This window comes from Allosphingosinicella vermicomposti (assembly GCF_003012815.1).
Lineage (GTDB): Bacteria > Pseudomonadota > Alphaproteobacteria > Sphingomonadales > Sphingomonadaceae > Allosphingosinicella > Allosphingosinicella vermicomposti.
Genome location: NZ_PXYJ01000003.1, coordinates 148,762 through 167,780, shown reverse-complemented (window position 1 = coordinate 167,780; position 19,019 = coordinate 148,762). Strand labels below are relative to the sequence as shown.

Genomic DNA, 19,019 nt, shown 5'->3' with positions numbered 1-19,019 from the left:
TGGCCCCCAAATGTTCCGCTTGTTTACCATGCGCTTGAGCGGACTCCCAGGTCAAGGCCAGCCTGGTTCATCGTGACCCCACCCACCCTTGCTCTCCCGCTAGCCCTGAGCCTGTCGAAGGGCGTGTGCACCGTCTCATTCACACGCCCTTCGACAGGCTCAGGGCTAGCGGTTCGGATTTCAACATTCTTCTCTTCATCGTTCAAACGGTCTATCTCCCACTCCATGGAACGCGCGGACGTGATCATTTTGGGCGGCGGGCTCGTTGGCCTGACGCTGGCCATCGCCCTTGGCAAACATGGGGTTTCCACGATCGTCGTCGATCCCGCCGATCCGGAACAGACGATCGCCAAGACGTTCGATGGCCGCGCCACGGCGGTTTCCAGTTCGTCCTTCCGCATGTTGCAGGCGATCGGGGTCGCGGGCCGGCTGGAAGGCCATGGCTGCCCGATCCAGTCCATCCAGGTGAGCGACGGCCTTGCGCCCGGCGGGCTCGTCTTCGACGCGGAACAGGGCGACGATCCGCTCGGGATGATGTTCGAAAACCGGCTGATTCGCGCCGCCTTGTTCGAAACCGCCAAGACTGTGCCGGGCCTCAACTTCCTCCCCAAGACCCGCGCCGCCGAAGTCGTGCGGGATGCGGCGGGCGTTCGTATCGCGCTCGAAGATGGGCGTTTGCTCGCCGCGCCGCTGCTGATCGGGGCAGAAGGCCGTAATTCTCCGACTCGGGACGCGGCGCAGATCCCCATGGCGCGCTGGTCCTATGATCATGTCGCGATTATCCAGACGATCGAGCATGAGCGGCCGCACGGCAATGTCGCTTACGAAATCTTTTATCCGGCGGGCCCGTTCGCGATCCTGCCGATGCTGCCCGGCACGCGGTCCGCAATCGTCTGGTCGATTTCCGCCGCCGATGCGCCAGCCACGCTCGGCCTGCCCGACCGCGCCATTGCGGCGGAGATCGAAAAGCGGATGGGCGGTTTCCTTGGCGCCATTACGCTTGCCGGGCCGCGGTCCAGCTACCCGCTTGGCTTTCATCACGCTACGCAAATTACCGGGGAACGGCTCGCATTGGTGGGGGACGCCGCGCACGGCATCCACCCGATTGCGGGGCAGGGCCTCAATCTTGGTTTCCGCGACGCTGCCGCTTTGGCGCAGGTACTGGTCGAAGGCGCCCGTCTCGGGCTCGACCTTGGCGACGCGCAATTGCTCGCTCGCTATGCGCGCTGGCGGAGCCTCGACACGTTCATGGTCGCGGCGTCCACCGATACGCTCACCCGCCTCTATGGTGTGCCCGGCAAGACGGCGTCCGCCGTGCGCCGCTTTGGCATGAGCCTCATTCATCGCATCGGCCCGCTCAAGGATCGCCTGATGGCCGAGGCGCGGGGTGAGAGCGGCGACCTGCCCTTGTTGCTTCGCGGCCTCAGCATCTGACGGTTACTGGAGCGTTTCGGGCATGTCGGCCCCGCCCGGCACCATCACCTGAAACTGCATGAACTGGACGATGAGGTCTGCGCGATCGGCGATCGTGTTCGCCTCCAGCAGGGCCTGTTTCGATCCGACGTCGAACGGCGCGATCTGGGCGATCCCGTTGACCAGCATCTCATCGTCAAGGCGGCTCACCGCATTCCAATCCACCGAATAGCCGAGCGCATCGGCATAGCGCCGCGATTCGCGCTCCAGATCGGCACGCTGGATGCTGGCGAGCGGATCGGGTTCATCCTCATCCCGCGCGAAGGGACGCAGATCGATTTCGAGCTGGCGATAGGCCGTATCAACCGGCACTTCGCGGGCGATGCGGAACCGTTTCACCCCCTCCAGCACGATATTGTAGCGCCCATCGTCCAGCGCATCGGATGCGACGATCTGGCCAAGGCAGCCAATGTCGAACAAGTCGGGCCGATCGTCGCTGCCGCCTTTGGGCTGGACCATGGCGATCAGCCCTTTGCCTTCCAGCGCATCCTTCACCATTGCCCGATAGCGCGGCTCGAAGATGTGGAGCGGCAATTGGCTGTGCGGAAACAGCAAGGCGCCGGCCAATGGGAAGACCGGAACGCGGAACGGCCCCTCGCTCATGTGAAGAGGATAGCGGACAGCCGCCGCCGCTGGGTGCCCGCCCAGGGATCTTCAAGGCCGACGACTTCGAGGAATTGGAGGAGGCGCTTGGGGGCCGCGCCGTCATTCCAGTCGCGGTTCCGGGCGATGCTTTCCAGCAACTGATCCGCCGCGGCATCGCGCTGTCCGGCATTCATGAGGATGCCCGCCAGCTCATAGCGGGCGTCGTGATCGTCGGGATCGGCAGCAATCCGCGCATCGAGCGCGGCTGTGTCGACGCCGGGTTCCGGTGCCGAGGCCGCGAGGTCGAGGGCCGCCCGGGCGCGCTGGATGGCGCGATCGCTCGCGGATTTTTCCGGCGCGGAGTCGAGGGTCGTGCGCGCCTCGTCCACCTCTCCATTCGCGATCAGGGCGCGGGCGAGGCCGCTCAGTATCTCGGCATGATCGGGCGCCATGTCGGCGATCTGACGAAAGATCGAGATGGCGCGCGGCGCGTCGCCTTCGCCCAAAACCTGCTCGCCCATCGCGATCAGTGGCGCGATTTCAGCTTCGGTCTGCTGCGCTTCGCCCTGCACCGGCAATTGAGCGAGAAGCTGGTCGAGCGCGCGGGTCAACTGCCCCTCGGTTCGCGCCGGGGTCAGGTCCGCGACAAGCTGACCCTGGAATACGGCATAGACGGTGGGGATGGTCTGAACGCGGAATTGCGCGGCGATGATCTTGTTTTCATCGACGTTGATCTTGGCGAGCATCACGCCCTTGTCCGCGTAATCCGCGGCGACCTTTTCGAGCACCGGCGTAAGCTGCTTGCACGGCCCGCACCATTCGGCCCAGAAATCGAGGATGACGAGGCGCGTCATCGACGGTTCGATCACGTCCTTCGTGAAAGCGTCGAAAGCCTCCTTTTCGGCCGCGCTCATCCCCAATGTCGCCACGTCATTCTCTCCATGCTTGCCATTCGGCCTTTTCTATGTGGGATCGCGCCCCTTCCTGCCAAGGCCCAGAAAAGCGGCAAAGGGGGCTTGCCGCCCGCCCGACTCCCTGCTAGCAGCCCCGCACCCAAGCCGATCATCGATCGCGCTTCAGGCGCCAGAGCGGGCGTAGCTCAGGGGTAGAGCACAACCTTGCCAAGGTTGGGGTCGAGGGTTCGAATCCCTTCGCCCGCTCCAGATTTCCGATATTTGCGAGATCATCTCAACCGGCTCGTCGCCGAGCGACGGTTTGCGCTGTCTCCTTCATTCCTCCTTTTATTTTCCGGCCATGCGGGCGCTGTTCAAGGCGGCGGCGGCCTGGATCAGGGCCTTGAAGGCGCCTTCGTCGCTCGTCTCTCCTTCGCGAATGTCGATGGCGCGGCGGGTATTGCCCTCCAGGCTGGCATTGAACAGACCATTGGGGTCGGGCAGCGCGGCGCCTTGGGCGAAGGTGAGCTTCACATAATTTTTGTAGACCTCCCCCGTGCAGAGGATGCCGGCATGGTCCCACACCGGCACGCCAGCGGGATTGGTGGGCTTTCGCCACTTCACGCTTTCGACGACGTCGGGATCGGCCGCGCGGATGAGTGCGCGGATGAGTGCGCGGAGGCGGGCGAGGGTTTCGCCCCGCCAGTCGCCCAACGCCGCGATCTTGGCGTCGATCAGCGCCGAGGGATTTTCATCACTGCTCATGCGCAGCCCTCCACATAGCCAAGGACCGGCATGGTGCCGACATGGATGAGGCTGACCTTGCCGTCCTTGCCGATTTCGAAGCGCAGCGCGGGATCGCCGCTCTCCACATTAGGGGCGGTGAGGTATTTGCCCGGCGCCTCGACATATTTGTGCGGCGTCTCGCGGAAACCGGGGAAGGCGGCGCGCACGTCCGCTTCGGTGGCCCCGACGCCGATCCCTTCGATGAGCTTCACCGTGGAGCGCTGGCCAAGCGTGATGCGGCGGACGCGGCTATCCTCGACGATCGCATAGACGCCGGGCACATCGGGCGAGGTGACGGTGCGGCACGCGTCGGAAATTTGCGCGCCGCGTTCGGCCCAGCCGCTGTTCGCGGGCACAGCCTCGCCGATGCGGAGGGCACCAAGGCCCTCCAGCGCCAGCACGTTGGCGGCGGCGGGCGTCGCGGGGGCGGCGGTGTTGGCGGGCGAAGATTGCGCGGGCTGAGGAGTGTCAGCGGCGGGCGCTGCGACATTTGCGGGCTCTGCCATCGCCTCATTGTCCGATGGCTCGGACGAACAGGCGGCGAGGCTGAGGGTGAGCGCGGCGGCGGCAAGGCTGGTCTTCAGGGGCTTCACATCTTTTCTCCCGGTAGCTGGCTCGCGGCGGCGACCCAGGCGGCGAATTGCGCTTCGTCCCACATTTCGCCTTCATTGATGTGGAGTAACGCGTGTCTCCGCTTTTGGACGCGACAGGCGGGACGGGATCGAGCGAGGTGCCGCGGAAGAAGGCGATTTGATATATTTGGCAAAGACGTGGAAGCTTAAGAACCACAGGCCCTGTTCGACGCCATAGAAAGGTGAATTCCACTTCACCGCCTTGCAGACGCCCGGCACGGTTTCCGTGATGATCGCGTCGATGCGGGCACCGGCCGCGCTCTTCCAGCCCGGCATGGCGGCGATATAGGCCTGGACCGGAGCGTCGCCATAACCCTTGGCGATTTGCGGTTTGCCGCCGGACAGGAGGGTGGGGCCTTCGTCGTCGTTCGCCTTCGTCATGCGCCGCGCCTTTCCGCTTGTCCCTGATGCTCGGCCAGGCATGGGGTCGTGGAAAGATTGCACGAACACCGGCGCGGCGGATTTGTACGGACCACCGTCCGGGCATAGAAGGCGTTCGATGCCGAAGAGCCCCGTCCAACACCGCGATACCCTGCCCGATCTGCCCGCCATCGTGCGTGTGTCGCGTGAGGGCGTGACCGACGCGACCGAGATCGACACAGACATTTATTGCGCGAACCTCACGCCCACGCTTTTCCACGTGGAGGTGCGGAGCGCGTCCTTCACGACGGTGGATGAAGAAACGGGGGCGGCGCTGGCTCATGGCGCCGATGCGATGGCCATATTGCTCGCACCCGGCGCGACCGCGAGGATCGGCGATGTTGCCGGATGGGAGTGGGACGGGTTTGTCGGGCTCGACATCATCTTCCAGGCCGACGGCGCCACCTCGCGAACCCGGTGCCGGTTCCGCCTGGGCGAGTCCGTCGCGGCGTTCAAGGCGCTCGGTATCGAAGGCCGCCTCATCGCGCCGAGCGGGTGTTCGGTCGAGGATATGGCCCCGCCGAAGCCAGGCGTCTGGCGACGCCTCCGCCGCGCGTTTCTCGGCCGGTGAACGTCCAGAAGTTGATGCTTCTTCAAATCATTTCACCTGTGACCTTTCGGCCCTGCGGCGGTGAAGGCGGCGAATGGCCATGTCCTGCCGGTAAAGCTGCAAGGCCGCGTCGTTGCTCGTGGAATGGAGCGTCGCGACATGTTTGCCGCCGCGCATGATGGGTTTCAATGTGCCATAAAAAGCGCGGTGGAAATTGGGTGACGGTGTGACCTTCCGGGGCCCGGCCAGTTGGAGCGCGGCGAGGCGGGGCATGATCGCGTCCCAGGCGGCGGCGAAGCTTCCCGCGCCCTCTTTCTCCCGCAGGCGATAGGCGCTTTCCCGAGTCATGCCGACATGGCGCGCGGCGGCGGCGACGGAGCGGGTTTCGGCAAGCTTCCCAAGAAAATCCGCCTGCCGCCCCGGCGTCCAGCCGTCGGCGCGATAGCGGAGCGGCACCGGCGCGAAGGCGGGCACGCGGATATGGGTGGCGGGCAAAGGGCGGCGGGATGGAGTGCGGCGCTGCGTCATCCGGAAGGATGGATCACAAAAGGCGGAAGTAGGAAAATATATTCTGACCGGATTATGACGTCGAACAGGTTTGGAAAGGGAAAAGATGATGGCCAGGCACCGCATCTATACGGCCAGCGTCGCGAGCGTTTACCCGCTCTATGTCGCCAAGGCGGAGAAGAAGGGGCGCACACGAGCGGAGGTCGATGCGATCATCGGCTGGCTGACCGGCTATTCAGCGGACGCCTTGCAGGCGGAACTCGACGCGGGCACGGATTTCGAGACTTTCTTCGCGCAGGCACCCGCGATGAACCCCGCGCGGGCCGCGATCACCGGCACGATCTGCGGCGTCCGGATCGAGGCGATCGAGGAGGAGACGATGCGGGGGATACGGTATTTGGACAAGCTGATCGATGACCTGGCCAAGGGCAGGACGATGGACAAGATTTTGCGGGTGGGGTGAAGGCCAAGGCTTAATAGCTTGGTCGCGAAGAGGGGTTAGATAGGGCAGCCTATAGCTAGCGGCATATGATCAGGCAGGCTCAAGGGTAACGCTGAATAAGAGGCCGATGCGCCAGGTTGATTAAAGGTAGTCCTTGACTAAGGCCTGCAAGGGCTAGAGATTAAGGGCTGTCTTAAATTATAGGTGGCGAATGCCAGAGAACGCTAGTCATCGTGCCGGACGATATATGCGGCAAGATAGCCGTTATGCGGCGTTTATCCCTGAACCCCTGCCTCCTAGGCCGTCAATCCGCATGGATGACGAGCTACAGACGTTGCTTTCAAGGGCAGATCGGGCGCTGGGCCGGTTAGATGGATCGATCCAAACATTACCTGACCCCGATCTTTTCGTCTTTATGTACGTTCGCAAAGAAGCAGTGCTGTCGAGCCAGATTGAGGGAACCCAATCTTCGCTCAACGATGTTCTTGAGGCCGAAGCCTCGATAACAGACAGCCACCGACCAAAGGATGTTGATGAAGTACTGAATTACGTAAATGCGATGAACCACGGGCTGGCGCGGCTGCGCGATCTGCCGATCTCAGTACGTCTCATCCGTGAAATTCATGAGAAACTGCTTCATGGCGTACGCGGTCGCCACATGAATCCTGGGGAAATTCGTCGAAGCCAAAACTGGATTGGCCCGCCCGGATCGACGCTGAACGAGGCGGTCTTCGTACCTCCCCCTCCGCACGAAGTGGAGCGCCTGCTTTCCGATCTGGAGAGGTTTATCCATGGCGACGATCCGATCCCGCCGTTGATCAAGATCGGTCTGATCCACGCGCAATTCGAGACGATCCACCCGTTTCTCGACGGCAATGGACGTATTGGTCGGCTGCTAATCACCTTCTTCCTTTGTTTAAAGGAGATTCTGATCAAGCCTGTGCTGTACCTCTCGCACTATTTCAAGGCGAACCGGCAGCGCTATTATGAGCTGCTTCAAAAAGTCCGAGACGAAGGCGAGTGGGAGGAGTGGATCAAGTTCTTCTTGCAGGGCGTGGCGACCGTCAGCCTTGAAGCTACGGAAACAGCCCGGGCGATCGTGTCGCTGAGGGAAACTCATCGCAACCGCATCACGGAGAATTTTGGCCGCGCGGCGGGCAATGGCTTGCGCATCTTAGAGACGCTTTATCGCAGACCTTATATCACCGTGAGCAATGTACGCGATCAGCTCGGTATTAGCTTCCCGCCAGCCAGCGAACTGGTACAGCGGATGGTGGAGGCGGACATTCTCGTCGAAATTACGGGGCAAGATCGGTACCGGATGTATCAGTATACGCCCTATGTACACTTGTTCTCCTATCCAGAGCGACGGGCGGGCTAAGCAGGAGCGGGCGCGCGATCACTGCGCGATCTGCGGCGTCCAGTTGCTAGCCGGACAAGCGATCGATGACCGCCGGCCATTGGTCTGTTCTTCTTATTCCCTGTTTTTGTTTTCCAACAGAAAAACGAGAACATCGTCTTGACTCATTACGGCTGGCGACTCGATAATGACGTCACGGTCGCGCTGCCGCCTTTTCTCACTCCGACCCCTGAGATCCTTTGAATGGGGCGAAGGGCAAGGGGCTCTTCGGAGAACCGGACTTACTTCCGGTAGCGAGAAAGGTGGTGAAATATGCCTCGGGTGTTTGTCCGTGCATATCGCCGCTGGCGCTTTGGCCGGGAGGAGCATGTCTGTGCTCACACCCGGCGCTGGCCCCAGCTATCGTTTGATTTCTAATCCCAGAGTCTGACGTAACTAGGCAGCGCGGCCACTACCGTCACTGTAGCCAGATTCTGTTCCGAAAATCGGAACAAGTCAACACATAAGGAAAGCTTTATATTCGCAGTTTTCTGCGGATTCTCCCGTCGGGAGGCCGACGGGGCGGGCGTTGGCCGGCAACTCGAAAACAAGGAAGGCTCAACCCCTTATCCTCACTCAGCATATGCGCCACTAACGCGTTGGCGTGGCCGTGGCCCATATTGTGGTCCTGCTTCAGCCAGTTGACCAGCTCCAATGCTTAGCGGGAGCGCGGGCGCGGAGGAGGGCTTTCCAGTCGGGGATGGGGCGGCCGTAGGTCTTCTCGATCGACGGGAAGTAGGAGGCCGGCCCTTTGACTTTGTCTTCGTTCATGCGGGCATGGTGACTGACGCGCGGGACTGGCGTCAAGCGTGCGCGCGGCTGGGCGCGGTCCCTAGGCCCGGGTGAAGTCCATCACCCAGTTCGTTTCCCAGGTCGCCCCGCCATCATCGGACAGCGCCTGTTCCCAGCGGGGCGCTTGCGGGTTGGCCGTGTGCCATTGGAAGCGGAGGCGGACCGGGCGGCCTTCATGCATGTCTTCGGCGAAGAAGCTGCCGACGCCATCTTCAAAGCGGCCGATCACCGGCACGTCGAGCTGGTGCGGCTGACGCGCGTCGAGCCACCAGATCGCCCAGGTGCCGCTCGCCGAATCGAAGGAGGGGAGCGCCACCGCGCGATAATCGCCGCCGGGCAGGTGGAGCAGATTATCCTCGACATTGCCGTTGCCGCCCAGCAGCGGGCGCTGTTCGCTGGTTCCTTCGAACTCCTCCCATTCGGTGCAGCCGGCGAGCCGGGCCTTGAGGCGGCGATGCTTCACCCGCCAGCGGCCCTGCTGAAAATCGAAATCGGTCGAATGATCGGACATTGCGGGGCCCTTCCATTGAAGAACAGGCGTTGAGCGCGTGACGTGACTTTTAGCTATGCTCCCGCCCGCCGGAGCCGACATAGAGTTCGCCGCCGCCTTCGCGGAATTTCTCGCTCATTTGCGCCATGCCCTTTTCGGCTTCTTCTTCTGTCTCCATGCCCGTTTGGGCTGAGCTTGCAGAAGCCCTGCCCTTTCCTTCGACATCGGAAGAGAAGGACAGCCCTTCGACAGGCTCAGGGCGAACGGTGGGAGTGGTGTTTGCGGCGAGGAAATTGTCGGCGCTGGTGTTCTGCTTGGCGGCGAAATCGCGCACTTCCTGCGTGATCTTCATCGAGCAGAATTTGGGGCCGCACATGGAGCAGAAGTGGGCGGTCTTGGCGCCTTCGGCCGGAAGAGTCTGGTCGTGATATTGTTCGGCGGTGTCGGGATCGAGGCTGAGGTTGAACTGGTCGCGCCAGCGGAATTCGAAGCGGGCGCGGCTTAGGGCGTCGTCGCGCATTTTGGCCGCCGGGTGGCCCTTGGCCAGATCGGCGGCGTGGGCGGCGAGCTTGTAGGTGACGACGCCGACCTTCACGTCGTCGCGGTCGGGGAGGCCCAAATGCTCCTTCGGCGTCACGTAGCAGAGCATGGCGGTGCCGAACCAGCCGATCATCGCCGCGCCGATCGCGCTGGTGATGTGATCATAGCCCGGCGCGATGTCGGTGGTGAGCGGCCCGAGCGTGTAGAAGGGAGCCTCGCCGCACGCCTCCAATTGTTTGTCCATATTCGCCTTGATCTTGTGCATCGGCACGTGGCCGGGGCCTTCGATCATCACCTGGCAGTCGTGTTTCCAGGCGATTTGGGTGAGCTCGCCAAGGGTGGCGAGTTCGGCGAACTGGGCTTCGTCATTCGCGTCGGCGATGCTGCCGGGGCGGAGGCCGTCGCCGAGACTGAAGGCGATGTCATAGGCCTTCATGATCTCGCAGATTTCGTCGAACCTCTCGTAGAGGAAGCTTTCCTTGTGGTGGGCGAGGCACCATTTGGCCATGATCGATCCGCCGCGCGAGACGATGCCGGTCACGCGCTTCGCGGTCATCGGCACGTAGGGAAGGCGGACGCCGGCGTGGATGGTGAAATAGTCGACGCCCTGTTCGGCCTGCTCGATGAGCGTGTCGCGGAAGATGTCCCAGGTGAGGTCTTCCGCGATGCCGCCGACCTTTTCCAGCGCCTGATAGATCGGGACGGTGCCGATCGGGACGGGCGAATTGCGCAATATCCATTCGCGCGTGTCGTGGATGTTGCGGCCGGTGGAGAGGTCCATCACCGTGTCCGCGCCCCAGCGGATCGCCCAGACCATCTTGTCGACTTCGGACGCGACGTCGGATGCGACGGCACTGTTGCCGATATTGGCGTTGATCTTCACCAGGAAATTGCGGCCGATCGCCATCGGCTCGGATTCCGGGTGGTTGATATTGTTGGGGATGATCGCGCGGCCGCGGGCGATTTCATCGCGGACGAATTCGGGGGTGACATAGTCCGGGATCGCGGCGCCGAAATCCTGGCCGTCGCGTATGTGTTCGCGCAGTTGCTCGCGGCCAAGATTTTCACGGATCGCGACATATTCCATTTCGGGGGTGATGATGCCGCGCTTGGCATAGTGCATCTGGGTGACGTTCATGCCCGGCTTGGCGCGCAGAACCTGCTTGCGGACGTTGGGGAAGGGCTGGACGCCGCCGGAGCGGTCGGGGCCGAGCTGGCCGTTATCCTCGGGGCGGACTTCGCGCTGGGCGACTTCCTCGACATCGCCGCGCGCACGGATCCAGTCGCGGCGAAGCTCAGGCAGGCCGGCCATGATGTCGATGCTGGCGGCGGGATCTGTGTAGGGGCCGGAGCAGTCGTAGACGCGCAAAGGCGGCTCGCCTGAAGAGGGTTCGAGATCGATCTCGCGCATGGCGACGCGATGCTCGCCCACGTAAATCTTGCGGCTGCCGCGCATGGGGCCGGTAGTGACCTTGAGTTCGGTGCGCGCGTTGACGTCGGCCATCGTAATATCTCCTCTCCATTGGAGGGAGCACGGGGATGATGGCCGCACTCCGCTCCCTACGCCGGTTTGAGCCGGATCAGGTTCTACGGGTCGAGGGCTGCGGCCCTCCTCTCAACCGCTGCGTCAGCGGTCCCCCGGGGAAGCGCGCCTTCTACTCCGATCGCCATTCGAGCGGAAGCGGAATCGGCGGCGGCTTGGCGGCACCTGATGGAAGCGCTAGCGTCGGGCCATGAGCATGATGATCCTGGGCCTCTCCGCCCTCGCCTTCTCCGCCTTAAGGGCGGCGCCGCAGCCCGCCGACCAGTTTGTCGAGGCCCTCTCCGCCCTTTGCGGCAAGGCTTATGAGGGGCGGATCGTCAGTCCGGCGGCGAGCGGCGACGATGCTTTTGCGGGCAAGGCGCTCGTCATGCATGTGCGGGACTGCAAAGCGGATGTGGTGCGCATCCCCTTCCATGTCGGCGAAGACCGGTCGCGCACCTGGGTGGTGTCGCGGACGGAAACCGGCCTGCGGCTGAAGCACGACCATCGGCATGAGGATGGGAGCGAGGACAAGCTCACTCAATATGGCGGCGACACGGTAAGCGGGGGCATGGTGGATCGGCAGGAGTTTCCGGCCGATCCTTTCTCCAAGGAGATGTTCGTGGCGGGGAGTATTCCGGCGTCCGTCACCAATGTCTGGGCGATGGAGGTCCATCCGGGACGAACTTTCGCTTATGAACTGCGGAGGCCGGAGGGGCGGTTCTTTCGGGTCGAGTTCGACTTGACCAAGCCCGTTGCGGTGCCGCCTGGGGCCTGGGGTTATAGCCCGAACTGATCGTCATTCCGGCGGAAGCCGGAATCTCGTGGAGACGGGGCGCCTTTTCGTCATGAGACCCCGGCTTTCGCCGGGGTAACGGGCGGGTTAGAGAGGTAGGGCTGGTTCCGCAATGCCGGGTGCGGGTTCAGCCTCGCCCAAATTGGAGAGGGTCAGCCCCAACAGCCGCACACCCTTGGGTACGGGCAGCAGGGTGCGCAGCAAAGCGCAGCCGATGGCGAGGAATTCCTCGCGGTCGCTGACCGGGCGGTCGAGGCTCTTGGCGCGGGTGACGATCTGGAAATCCTGATATTTGACCTTCAGCGTCACGGTGCGGCCGGAGATGTCGCCTTTTTCGCCGATGCGGCGCCAGACAGTCTGACTGATGCGATCGAGTTCGGCGACCATCTCGGCTTCTTCGGCCAGGTCCGCGAAGAATGTGTCTTCGGCGCCGATCGACTTGCGCTCGCGGTTCGCGCGGACCTGACGGTGGCAGATACCGCGCGCGAGATCGTAATAATAATCCGCGCTGCTGCCGAAATTCTCCGAGAGGAACTCGCGGGTGCAGTCGCGCAGGTCGGCGCCAGTTTCGATGCCGAGCCGCGCCATCTTCGCCGCCGTCTTGGGCCCCACGCCGTGGAAGCGGCTGACCGGAAGCGAGGCGACGAAGGCGGGGCCCTTGGCGGGCGGAATGATGCAGAGGCCGTCGGGCTTGTTCTGATCCGACGCCAATTTGGCGAGGAACTTGTTGTAGGAGACGCCCGCCGACGCGGTGAGGCCGGTTTCCTGCCTGATGCGCGCGCGGATTTCCTTGGCGATTTCGGTCGCGATGCCGATGCCCTTCAAATCCTCCGTCACGTCGAGATAGGCTTCGTCGAGGCTGAGCGGTTCGACTTGCGGCGTATAATCGAGGAAGATGGCGCGAATTTGCCCCGATACCTCACGATAGGCGTCGAAACGGGGTTTGACGAAGATGAGGTCCGGACATTTGCGAAGGGCGGTGACGGACGGCATGGCCGAGCGGACGCCGAACGTGCGCGCTTCGTAAGATGCCGCGGCGACGACGCCGCGATGCATGCCGCCCACGGCCAAAGGCTTGCCGCGAAGCGCCGGATTATCGCGCTGTTCGACCGACGCATAGAAAGCGTCCATGTCGACATGGATAATCTTGCGAAGGGGTAGTGCGTCGTTCACGCCTTGTTCCATAGCAAAGCGTCGGGCTGCTTAGAAGGCTCTTCGCCGCGCAACCCTTCCAAAGCGGGGCCGTCTGTGCTTTAGGGCGCGCAAACTCTTTGCCGAAGGGACTGCCTTTCCATGAATATCCATGAATATCAGGCCAAGGAATTGCTCGCCAAGTTCGGCGTCGCCGTGCCGCAGGGCTTTGCCGCGATGAGCGTCGAGGAAGCCGTCGAGGCTTCGAAGAAGCTGCCCGGGCCGCTTTATGTGGTGAAGGCGCAAATCCATGCCGGCGGCCGCGGCAAGGGCAAGTTCAAGGAATTGGGCCCGGATGCGAAGGGCGGCGTCCGCCTCGCCCGCACCGAGGATGAAGTGCGCCACGCGGCTTCCGAAATGCTCGGCAACACGCTCGTCACCATCCAGACCGGCGCGGAAGGCAAGCAGGTGCAGCGCCTCTACGTCACTGACGGTGTCGACATCGCCAAGGAATATTATCTCGCCCTCCTCGTCGACCGCGCGACCGGCCGCATCGCCGTCGTCGCCTCGACCGAAGGCGGCATGGACATCGAGGATGTCGCGCACAACACGCCGGAAAAGATCACGACGATCACCATCGACCCTGCGACCGGCCTGATGCCGCATCATGGGCGCGCCGTGGCCGCTGCGCTGAAGCTGGACGGCGATCTCGCCAAGCAGGCGGCGAAGGTGCTGCAGGGTCTTTACAATGCCTTCATCGGCACGGACGCCTCGCAGATCGAGATCAATCCGCTCGCGGTAACCGACAAGAACGAGCTGATGGTGCTCGACGCCAAGGTCGGCTTCGATTCGAACGCGATGTTCCGCCACAAGGATTTGGCCGAGCTTCGCGACCTCACCGAAGAAGATCCGATGGAAGTCGAGGCGTCCAAATACGACCTGGCTTACATCAAATTGGACGGCGATATCGGCTGCATGGTGAATGGCGCTGGCCTCGCCATGGCGACGATGGACATCATCAAGCTGAATGGCGCTTTCCCGGCCAACTTCCTCGACGTCGGCGGCGGCGCCAACAAGGAAAAGGTGACGGCGGCGTTCAAGATCATCCTCTCTGATCCGGCGGTGAAGGGCATCCTCGTCAACATCTTCGGCGGCATCATGCGCTGCGACATCATCGCTGAAGGCATCATCGCCGCGGCGAAGGAAGTGAATCTTGGCGTGCCCTTGGTCGTGCGTCTGGAAGGCACGAACGTCGAGGAAGGCAAGCGCATCCTCGCCGAGAGCGGCCTGCCGATCGTCGCGGCCAACGATCTGGGCGATGCCGCGCAGAAGATCGTCGCGCAGGTGAAGGCGGCCTGATTTTTCTTGTCACCCCGGCGCAAGCCGGGGTCTCGTGACGAAGAAGTGCGTTCTCGTTCCGAGATTCCGGCTTTCGCCGGAATGACGACGAGGGCTTGACGTTAACGTAAAGGTCGAGGCAAGGGCTGTCGAAAACCTTTGCCGTTCGGGCTGAGCCTGTCGAAGCCCTGTCCTTTTTCCAGCGCTGGAAAGTGAAGGGCAGCCCTTCGATAAGCTCAGGCGAACGGAGGATGGAGAGGAAAGAGCATGAAGCTGCTGGTCCCCGTGAAGCGGGTCATCGACTATAATGTGAAGCCGCGCGTGAAGGCGGATGGAACGGGCGTCGATCTTGCCAACGTCAAGATGAGCATGAACCCGTTCGACGAAATCGCCGTCGAGGAAGCCATCCGCCTGAAGGAAAAGGGCGCCGCGACCGAGATCGTCGTCGTTTCGATCGGCCCGGCCAAGGCGCAGGAGACGCTCCGCACCGCGCTCGCCATGGGTGCCGACCGCGCGATTCTGGTCCAGACCGACGATGAGGTGGAGCCGCTCGCTGTCGCCAAGATCCTGAAGAAGGTGGTCGAGGAAGAAGCGCCCGGCCTCGTCATCATGGGCAAGCAGGCGATCGACGATGATTCGAACCAGACCGGCCAGATGCTCGCTGCTTTGCTCGGCTGGGGCCAGGGCACATTCGCTTCCAAGGTCGAGGTGAATGGCGACAGCGTCAACGTGACCCGCGAAGTCGATGGCGGGCTTGAGACGGTGAAATTGAACGTCCCGGCGGTGGTCACCACCGACCTGCGTTTGAACGAGCCGCGTTATGCCTCGCTGCCGAACATCATGAAGGCGAAGTCGAAGCCACTGGCGACCAAGGCGCCCGCCGATTACGGCGTCGACACCGCGCCGCGTTTGAAGACGCTGAAGGTGGTCGAGCCGGCCAAGCGCCAGGCGGGGGTGAAGGTGGGATCGGTCGACGAATTGATCGGCAAACTCAAGACGCTGGGAGTGGTGGCATGAAGACGCTAGTTCTTGTCGAACATGACAATGGCCAAGTGAAGGACGCCACCCTCGCCGCCGTCACCGCCGCTTCGAAATTGGGCGAAGTGCACCTGCTCGTCGCGGGCCAGAATGTCGGCGGCGTTGCCGAGCAAGCCGCGAAGATCGCGGGCGTGCAGAAGGTGCATGTCGCGGACGATGCGGCTTATGCGCATGGCCTGGCCGAAAATGTCGCGCCGCTCGCCGTCGATCTGATGGCGAGCCACGATGCGTTCGTCGCGCCCGCGACGACGACCGGCAAGAATATCGCGCCGCGCGTCGCCGCTCTGCTCGACGTCATGCAGATTTCCGATATCCTGTCGGTCGAAAGTGCCGATACCTTCACGCGGCCCATTTATGCGGGCAACGCCATCGCGACCGTTCAGTCGTCTGACGCGAAGAAGGTGATCACGGTGCGCGGCACTGCCTTTGAAAAGGCGGCTGCGGAAGGCGGTTCGGGCGTTGTCGAGGCGGTTTCCGCGACTGGCGACACGGGGCTCTCCTCCTTCGTCGGCGCGGAAGTGTCGGCGAACGAGCGGCCGGAACTGACCAGCGCGAAGATCATCGTGTCGGGCGGCCGCGCGCTTGGGTCGGGCGAAGCCTTCCACGAATATATCGAGCCGCTCGCCGACAAGCTCGGCGCCGCGGTCGGCGCAAGCCGCGCGGCGGTGGATGCGGGCTATGTGCCGAACGACTATCAGGTTGGCCAAACCGGCAAGATCGTCGCCCCGGAAGTCTATATCGCCATCGGCATTTCCGGCGCGATCCAGCACCTTGCGGGCATCAAGGATTCCAAGACGATCGTCGCGATCAACAAGGATGAGGACGCACCGATCTTCCAGGTCGCGGACATCGGTTTGGTGGGTGATCTGTTCAAGATCGTGCCGGAGCTGACGGATAAGTTATGATGCCCCGCAACGGGGATTGAAGATATCCAGTCCGTTCGTGCTGAGTAGGGCCTGAGCTTGTCGAAGGCGCGTATCGAAGCGAGCTCAGGCCCTTCGATACGCCGCTTCGGCAGGCTCAACGGCTACTCAGGCGAACGGAACCTCTTAAGTCCTTACCGCCTCAGCAGGTCGCTGGGCAGGGTGGGTTCGGAGATGACCTGTTCCATCCGTTTCCAGCGGGCTTCCGGGCTTGGACCGGCGGCTTCGACATAGGCGCGGACCATGTCCTGGCCGAGGCCGTAATTGATCACGTAGCTGCGATATTGGCTGGTGAAGTCGATCGACTGCTCAGCGCGGGCTTTTGAGACGAGCTGATATTTCTGGGTGAGTTCGACTGCCTTGGCGCGGTGGATGCGGCCTTCGAGGAAATCGCGGGCGATGGTGAAGCGGGCGCCTGACAGGTCGTTGATGGCGTGGAGCAGTTCCAGATATTTGGCGGCGTCCGCAGTGGGCAGGCCCGCGAGCGGATAGAGAAAGTCCGCTTCATAAGAGACGCGCTCGGCGCCCGGGAAAGCGAGGTCGATGCCGTAATTGGCGGACCCTTCGGCGATCAAAGATTGTGGCGAATAAAGCGGATAGACGCTGAATTCGATCCAGCCCTTCTCCTTTGTCAGCCGCTGTTCGAGTAGCATGTTCAATGCATGGTGGCCGGGATAGCCTTCGTGACAGCCAAGATCGACGGCGCGGCTGATGCGGATCGGCAGGTCGGTATTGATCTGGATGAGGCTGTGGGCGTTGCCCTGATAATAATTATAGCCAGACCAGCTCTTGCCGGTCACGAATTCCATCCTGAAGCTCTCGTCGGCGGGCATGGCGATATGCTGCGCCGTGCGGCGGCGGCATTCGGCGATGGCGGCATCCAAGACAGGCCGCAACCGGTCCTTGGGAATCGTGAAGCGATCCTGAAAGGCATCGACGCGCTCGGCGAGCGGGCCGGTGCCGGGGACGAGGGTTTCGATGCGGGCGAGGACGGAATCGTAGGCGGAGAGTTCCTTCAATTCCGGCGCGACGCCGAACAGCCCCTTCGCTTCTTCGGCGAAGGAGAGCTTCTCGCCCTGCAGCATGCGAAGCCGCGTCGTGGCGGCGGTCAATTGTGCGAGGAGAAAATCGCGGCGTCTAAGGCTCATCGTATCGAGGCCTTTGGTGTCGAGGCTGTTGATGCGGCCGGTGAGGCGGCTGGCTTCCTCTGCCAGATCGGCGAGCGAGCGGGGCGCTGCCTTGGCGGCATCCTGCCATTCCTTGGGCCCATAATAAGCGTCGACATAGCCGGGTTCGCGCTCGCCGATTTCCAGCGTCATCTGGACGTAATCGGCGGCGATCTCGTCAAGGCTGTGATGTGCGCCGTCACTCGACACGCAGGCGGCAAGGAAGACAAAAGACAGGAGAAAAGCGGAGAGCTTCATAAAGAGCGGTCCTGCGTGATGGGGCCGATATCGGCGGGCCGTTTCGGACGCGGAGCAAAGCGCAGAATCGCGAAACCGGCAAGGGCGGAAAGAAGGGAGCCTGCGAGAATGCCGATTTTCGCCTCCTCCACGAGCTGCGGCTGGCCCGGGAAGGCGAGCGCACCGATGAACAGGCTCATCGTGAAGCCGATGCCGCAGAGGATGCAGACGCCGTAAATCTGGAGCCAGCTTGCCCCGTTGAGCTTGGGAGCGACGCCGGTTTTCACGCAGAGCAGGATCGCGCCGAACACACCAAGCTGCTTGCCGAGGAAGAGGCCCGCCGCGATGCCGAGCGGCAGCGGCGCGAACAGATCGTCAAATCCGAGGCCGAAGAGCGACACGCCCGTATTGGCGAAACCGAACAAGGGAACGATCAGAAAGGCGACCCAAGGGCTCAAGGCATGTTCGAGGCGGTGGAGCGGCGAACCGGCGGCATCGGGCGCGGCGGGGCTCGGCACGATCGGGATGACGATGGCGGCGAGCACGCCCGCAATCGTCGCGTGGACGCCGGAGAGCAGAATTGCATACCAGAGAGCCGCGGCGCCGATGAGATAGGGCGTCAGGGCGCGGACACCGCTTTTCCCCATTACATAGAGGATGAGAAAGATCGCGGCGGCGGCGCCAAGCGCGAGCGTGTTGATGGAGGCGGTATAAGCGAGCGCGATGATCGCGACCGCACCCATATCGTCGACTATGGCCACAGTGGTGAGGAATAGCTTCAGCGACGCGGGTGCGCGGCTGCCAAGGAGAGCAAGAACACCGATGGCGAAGGCGATGTCCGTGGCGGCTGGTATCGCCCAACCTCCGACGAGCTCGGGATCGGATCCCGCGAACAGAAGGTAGAGCAAAGCGGGTACAGCCATGCCGCTCGCCGCCGCGACGATCGGCAGGCGTCTTTCTTCCCAGGTGGCGAGGTGGCCGTCGAGGAATTCGCGTTTGATCTCGAGCCCGACGAGCAGGAAGAAGATCGCCATTAGCCCGTCATTGATCCACAGATGCAAGGTCATCGGCCCGAGCTTCGGCGTCAGTTCGGGGCCCAAGGGCGCGTGAAGCATGTGGTGATAGGCCTCGCCAAGCGGGCTGTTCGCGACGATCAGCGCCAGCGCGGCAGCGGCGATGAGCAGGATGCCGCCCGCAGCCTCATTTTTGAGAAAGGCGCGGAGTGCGGAGGAACGGTTGGTGGAAGGCATCAGCCTCCCTAACGGGCGAGAGTCGCGCGGAAAAGCTTAAGCGTACGAATCGCGAGGGGGAATCGCTAGGCGATATGAAAAGGCCGCGCTGGCCCTCATGGACAACGCG

The 19,019-nt window shown here is 62.8% G+C and carries 21 protein-coding genes, 1 tRNA gene and 1 riboswitch; of the genes, 9 read left to right on the top strand and 13 right to left on the bottom strand.

Annotated elements, in window-relative coordinates; all coding sequences use genetic code 11:
- Positions 1-225 precede the first annotated feature (225 nt).
- Positions 226-1,434 carry a UbiH/UbiF/VisC/COQ6 family ubiquinone biosynthesis hydroxylase gene (locus C7I56_RS09540; RefSeq protein WP_106640379.1) on the top strand — a complete coding sequence of 403 codons (1,209 nt, stop codon included), beginning with the start codon at positions 226-228 and terminating at the stop codon, positions 1,432-1,434.
- A gap of 3 nt (positions 1,435-1,437) precedes the next feature.
- Here C7I56_RS09540 and C7I56_RS09535 read toward each other — a convergent pair whose 3' ends face one another.
- The gene (locus C7I56_RS09535) at positions 1,438-2,076 is read right to left on the bottom strand and encodes an LON peptidase substrate-binding domain-containing protein (RefSeq protein ID WP_106640378.1); all 639 of its coding nucleotides are present in this window, start codon (positions 2,074-2,076) and stop codon (positions 1,438-1,440) included.
- The gene (locus C7I56_RS09530; protein WP_245409665.1) at positions 2,073-2,987 is read right to left on the bottom strand and encodes a tetratricopeptide repeat protein; all 915 of its coding nucleotides are present in this window, start codon (positions 2,985-2,987) and stop codon (positions 2,073-2,075) included. The genes C7I56_RS09535 and C7I56_RS09530 overlap by 4 nt, the downstream gene beginning before the upstream one ends.
- A gap of 159 nt (positions 2,988-3,146) precedes the next feature.
- Here C7I56_RS09530 and C7I56_RS09525 point away from each other — a divergent pair.
- A tRNA-Gly gene (locus C7I56_RS09525) sits at positions 3,147-3,221 on the top strand.
- Between the two features lie 78 nt (positions 3,222-3,299).
- Here the strand turns inward: C7I56_RS09525 and C7I56_RS09520 are convergent.
- The 3 genes from C7I56_RS09520 to C7I56_RS09510 form a co-directional block, all read right to left on the bottom strand.
- Positions 3,300-3,716 (bottom strand): DUF1801 domain-containing protein, encoded by a 417-nt coding sequence (locus C7I56_RS09520; protein ID WP_106640376.1) that lies wholly within the window; start codon positions 3,714-3,716, stop codon positions 3,300-3,302.
- Complete coding sequence (locus tag C7I56_RS09515) at positions 3,713-4,330, bottom strand: hypothetical protein (RefSeq protein ID WP_245409664.1); 618 nt, start codon at positions 4,328-4,330, stop codon at positions 3,713-3,715. Before C7I56_RS09515 ends, C7I56_RS09520 begins: the two co-directional genes overlap by 4 nt.
- Positions 4,331-4,402: 72 nt before the next feature.
- Entirely contained in the window at positions 4,403-4,750 is a 348-nt protein-coding gene (locus C7I56_RS09510) for a DUF1801 domain-containing protein (RefSeq protein WP_199792379.1), read from the bottom strand.
- A gap of 118 nt (positions 4,751-4,868) precedes the next feature.
- Here C7I56_RS09510 and C7I56_RS09505 point away from each other — a divergent pair, with 118 nt between their 5' ends.
- The gene (locus C7I56_RS09505; protein WP_106640375.1) at positions 4,869-5,360 is read left to right on the top strand and encodes a hypothetical protein; all 492 of its coding nucleotides are present in this window, start codon (positions 4,869-4,871) and stop codon (positions 5,358-5,360) included.
- Between the two features lie 27 nt (positions 5,361-5,387).
- Here the strand turns inward: C7I56_RS09505 and C7I56_RS09500 are convergent, their stop codons facing one another.
- Positions 5,388-5,867: a hypothetical protein gene (locus tag C7I56_RS09500; protein WP_106640374.1), complete on the bottom strand. Its 480-nt coding sequence runs from the start codon at positions 5,865-5,867 to the stop codon at positions 5,388-5,390.
- A gap of 85 nt (positions 5,868-5,952) precedes the next feature.
- Here C7I56_RS09500 and C7I56_RS09495 point away from each other — a divergent pair, with 85 nt between their 5' ends.
- Together C7I56_RS09495 and C7I56_RS09490 are read left to right on the top strand one after the other, a co-directional pair.
- On the top strand, positions 5,953-6,309 hold the full coding sequence (locus tag C7I56_RS09495; RefSeq protein ID WP_245409663.1) for a DUF2200 domain-containing protein: 357 nt from the start codon (positions 5,953-5,955) through the stop codon (positions 6,307-6,309).
- 292 nt (positions 6,310-6,601) lie between these two features.
- On the top strand, positions 6,602-7,669 hold the full coding sequence (locus C7I56_RS09490; protein ID WP_245409662.1) for a Fic family protein: 1,068 nt from the start codon (positions 6,602-6,604) through the stop codon (positions 7,667-7,669).
- A 493-nt stretch (positions 7,670-8,162) separates the two neighbouring features.
- On the opposite strand, the gene C7I56_RS12755 is transcribed toward C7I56_RS09490, so the two are convergent.
- The 4 genes from C7I56_RS12755 to thiC all read right to left on the bottom strand — a co-directional run bounded on the left by C7I56_RS12755 (position 8,163) and on the right by thiC (position 11,013).
- Positions 8,163-8,306, bottom strand: a complete 144-nt coding sequence (locus C7I56_RS12755) for a hypothetical protein (protein WP_280951974.1) — start codon at positions 8,304-8,306, stop codon at positions 8,163-8,165.
- Positions 8,307-8,320: 14 nt separating this feature from the next.
- Positions 8,321-8,458: a DUF4287 domain-containing protein gene (locus tag C7I56_RS12750; protein ID WP_280951969.1), complete on the bottom strand. Its 138-nt coding sequence runs from the start codon at positions 8,456-8,458 to the stop codon at positions 8,321-8,323.
- Between the two features lie 61 nt (positions 8,459-8,519).
- Positions 8,520-8,990 carry a DUF1579 domain-containing protein gene (locus C7I56_RS09480; protein ID WP_106640372.1) on the bottom strand — a complete coding sequence of 157 codons (471 nt, stop codon included), beginning with the start codon at positions 8,988-8,990 and terminating at the stop codon, positions 8,520-8,522.
- Between the two features lie 49 nt (positions 8,991-9,039).
- Positions 9,040-11,013 carry a phosphomethylpyrimidine synthase ThiC gene (gene thiC, locus C7I56_RS09475; protein ID WP_106640371.1) on the bottom strand — a complete coding sequence of 658 codons (1,974 nt, stop codon included), beginning with the start codon at positions 11,011-11,013 and terminating at the stop codon, positions 9,040-9,042.
- A gap of 35 nt (positions 11,014-11,048) precedes the next feature.
- Positions 11,049-11,160: riboswitch (TPP riboswitch) on the bottom strand.
- An 82-nt stretch (positions 11,161-11,242) separates the two neighbouring features.
- Between thiC and C7I56_RS09470 the strand changes: the two genes are divergently transcribed.
- On the top strand, positions 11,243-11,827 hold the full coding sequence (locus tag C7I56_RS09470; RefSeq protein ID WP_106640370.1) for a hypothetical protein: 585 nt from the start codon (positions 11,243-11,245) through the stop codon (positions 11,825-11,827).
- A gap of 87 nt (positions 11,828-11,914) precedes the next feature.
- On the opposite strand, the gene dinB is transcribed toward C7I56_RS09470, so the two are convergent.
- On the bottom strand, positions 11,915-13,012 hold the full coding sequence (gene dinB / locus C7I56_RS09465) for a DNA polymerase IV (protein ID WP_106640369.1): 1,098 nt from the start codon (positions 13,010-13,012) through the stop codon (positions 11,915-11,917).
- A gap of 108 nt (positions 13,013-13,120) precedes the next feature.
- On the opposite strand from dinB, the gene sucC reads away from it, so the two are divergent.
- The 3 genes from sucC (at position 13,121) to C7I56_RS09450 (ending at position 16,239) form a co-directional block, all read left to right on the top strand.
- Positions 13,121-14,317, top strand: coding sequence for an ADP-forming succinate--CoA ligase subunit beta (sucC, locus tag C7I56_RS09460; protein ID WP_106640368.1), 1,197 nt, complete (start codon positions 13,121-13,123; stop codon positions 14,315-14,317).
- Between the two features lie 246 nt (positions 14,318-14,563).
- A complete protein-coding gene (locus C7I56_RS09455) occupies positions 14,564-15,313 on the top strand; it encodes an electron transfer flavoprotein subunit beta/FixA family protein (protein WP_106640367.1) in 750 nt (249 codons plus the stop codon).
- Positions 15,310-16,239, top strand: a complete 930-nt coding sequence (locus tag C7I56_RS09450) for an electron transfer flavoprotein subunit alpha/FixB family protein (RefSeq protein ID WP_106640366.1) — start codon at positions 15,310-15,312, stop codon at positions 16,237-16,239. Before C7I56_RS09455 ends, C7I56_RS09450 begins: the two co-directional genes overlap by 4 nt.
- Before the next feature lie 152 nt (positions 16,240-16,391).
- Here the strand turns inward: C7I56_RS09450 and C7I56_RS09445 are convergent, their stop codons facing one another.
- Together C7I56_RS09445 and nhaA are read right to left on the bottom strand one after the other, a co-directional pair.
- The gene (locus tag C7I56_RS09445) at positions 16,392-17,681 is read right to left on the bottom strand and encodes a hypothetical protein (RefSeq protein WP_106640365.1); all 1,290 of its coding nucleotides are present in this window, start codon (positions 17,679-17,681) and stop codon (positions 16,392-16,394) included.
- Entirely contained in the window at positions 17,678-18,910 is a 1,233-nt protein-coding gene (gene nhaA, locus C7I56_RS09440) for a Na+/H+ antiporter NhaA (RefSeq protein WP_106640364.1), read from the bottom strand. Before nhaA ends, C7I56_RS09445 begins: the two co-directional genes overlap by 4 nt.
- Positions 18,911-19,019 lie beyond the last annotated feature (109 nt).

Bases quoted from the DNA above. Each gene is read 5' to 3' on its own strand.
- C7I56_RS09500 (WP_106640374.1), bottom strand. From the start codon at position 5,867: ATGACGCAGCGCCGCACTCCATCCCGCCGCCCTTTGCCCGCCACCCAT.
- C7I56_RS09520 (WP_106640376.1), bottom strand. From the start codon at position 3,716: ATGAGCAGTGATGAAAATCCCTCGGCGCTGATCGACGCCAAGATCGCG.
- C7I56_RS09510 (WP_199792379.1), bottom strand. From the start codon at position 4,750: ATGACGAAGGCGAACGACGACGAAGGCCCCACCCTCCTGTCCGGCGGC.
- sucC (WP_106640368.1), top strand. From the start codon at position 13,121: ATGAATATCCATGAATATCAGGCCAAGGAATTGCTCGCCAAGTTCGGC.
- C7I56_RS09445 (WP_106640365.1), bottom strand. From the start codon at position 17,681: ATGAAGCTCTCCGCTTTTCTCCTGTCTTTTGTCTTCCTTGCCGCCTGC.
- C7I56_RS09470 (WP_106640370.1), top strand. From the start codon at position 11,243: ATGAGCATGATGATCCTGGGCCTCTCCGCCCTCGCCTTCTCCGCCTTA.
- C7I56_RS12755 (WP_280951974.1), bottom strand. From the start codon at position 8,306: ATGGGCCACGGCCACGCCAACGCGTTAGTGGCGCATATGCTGAGTGAG.
- C7I56_RS09455 (WP_106640367.1), top strand. From the start codon at position 14,564: ATGAAGCTGCTGGTCCCCGTGAAGCGGGTCATCGACTATAATGTGAAG.
- dinB (WP_106640369.1), bottom strand. From the start codon at position 13,012: ATGGAACAAGGCGTGAACGACGCACTACCCCTTCGCAAGATTATCCAT.
- C7I56_RS09535 (WP_106640378.1), bottom strand. From the start codon at position 2,076: ATGAGCGAGGGGCCGTTCCGCGTTCCGGTCTTCCCATTGGCCGGCGCC.
- C7I56_RS09490 (WP_245409662.1), top strand. From the start codon at position 6,602: ATGGATGACGAGCTACAGACGTTGCTTTCAAGGGCAGATCGGGCGCTG.
- C7I56_RS09540 (WP_106640379.1), top strand. From the start codon at position 226: ATGGAACGCGCGGACGTGATCATTTTGGGCGGCGGGCTCGTTGGCCTG.
- C7I56_RS12750 (WP_280951969.1), bottom strand. From the start codon at position 8,458: ATGAACGAAGACAAAGTCAAAGGGCCGGCCTCCTACTTCCCGTCGATC.
- C7I56_RS09480 (WP_106640372.1), bottom strand. From the start codon at position 8,990: ATGTCCGATCATTCGACCGATTTCGATTTTCAGCAGGGCCGCTGGCGG.
- C7I56_RS09450 (WP_106640366.1), top strand. From the start codon at position 15,310: ATGAAGACGCTAGTTCTTGTCGAACATGACAATGGCCAAGTGAAGGAC.
- C7I56_RS09495 (WP_245409663.1), top strand. From the start codon at position 5,953: ATGATGGCCAGGCACCGCATCTATACGGCCAGCGTCGCGAGCGTTTAC.
- C7I56_RS09505 (WP_106640375.1), top strand. From the start codon at position 4,869: ATGCCGAAGAGCCCCGTCCAACACCGCGATACCCTGCCCGATCTGCCC.
- thiC (WP_106640371.1), bottom strand. From the start codon at position 11,013: ATGGCCGACGTCAACGCGCGCACCGAACTCAAGGTCACTACCGGCCCC.
- nhaA (WP_106640364.1), bottom strand. From the start codon at position 18,910: ATGCCTTCCACCAACCGTTCCTCCGCACTCCGCGCCTTTCTCAAAAAT.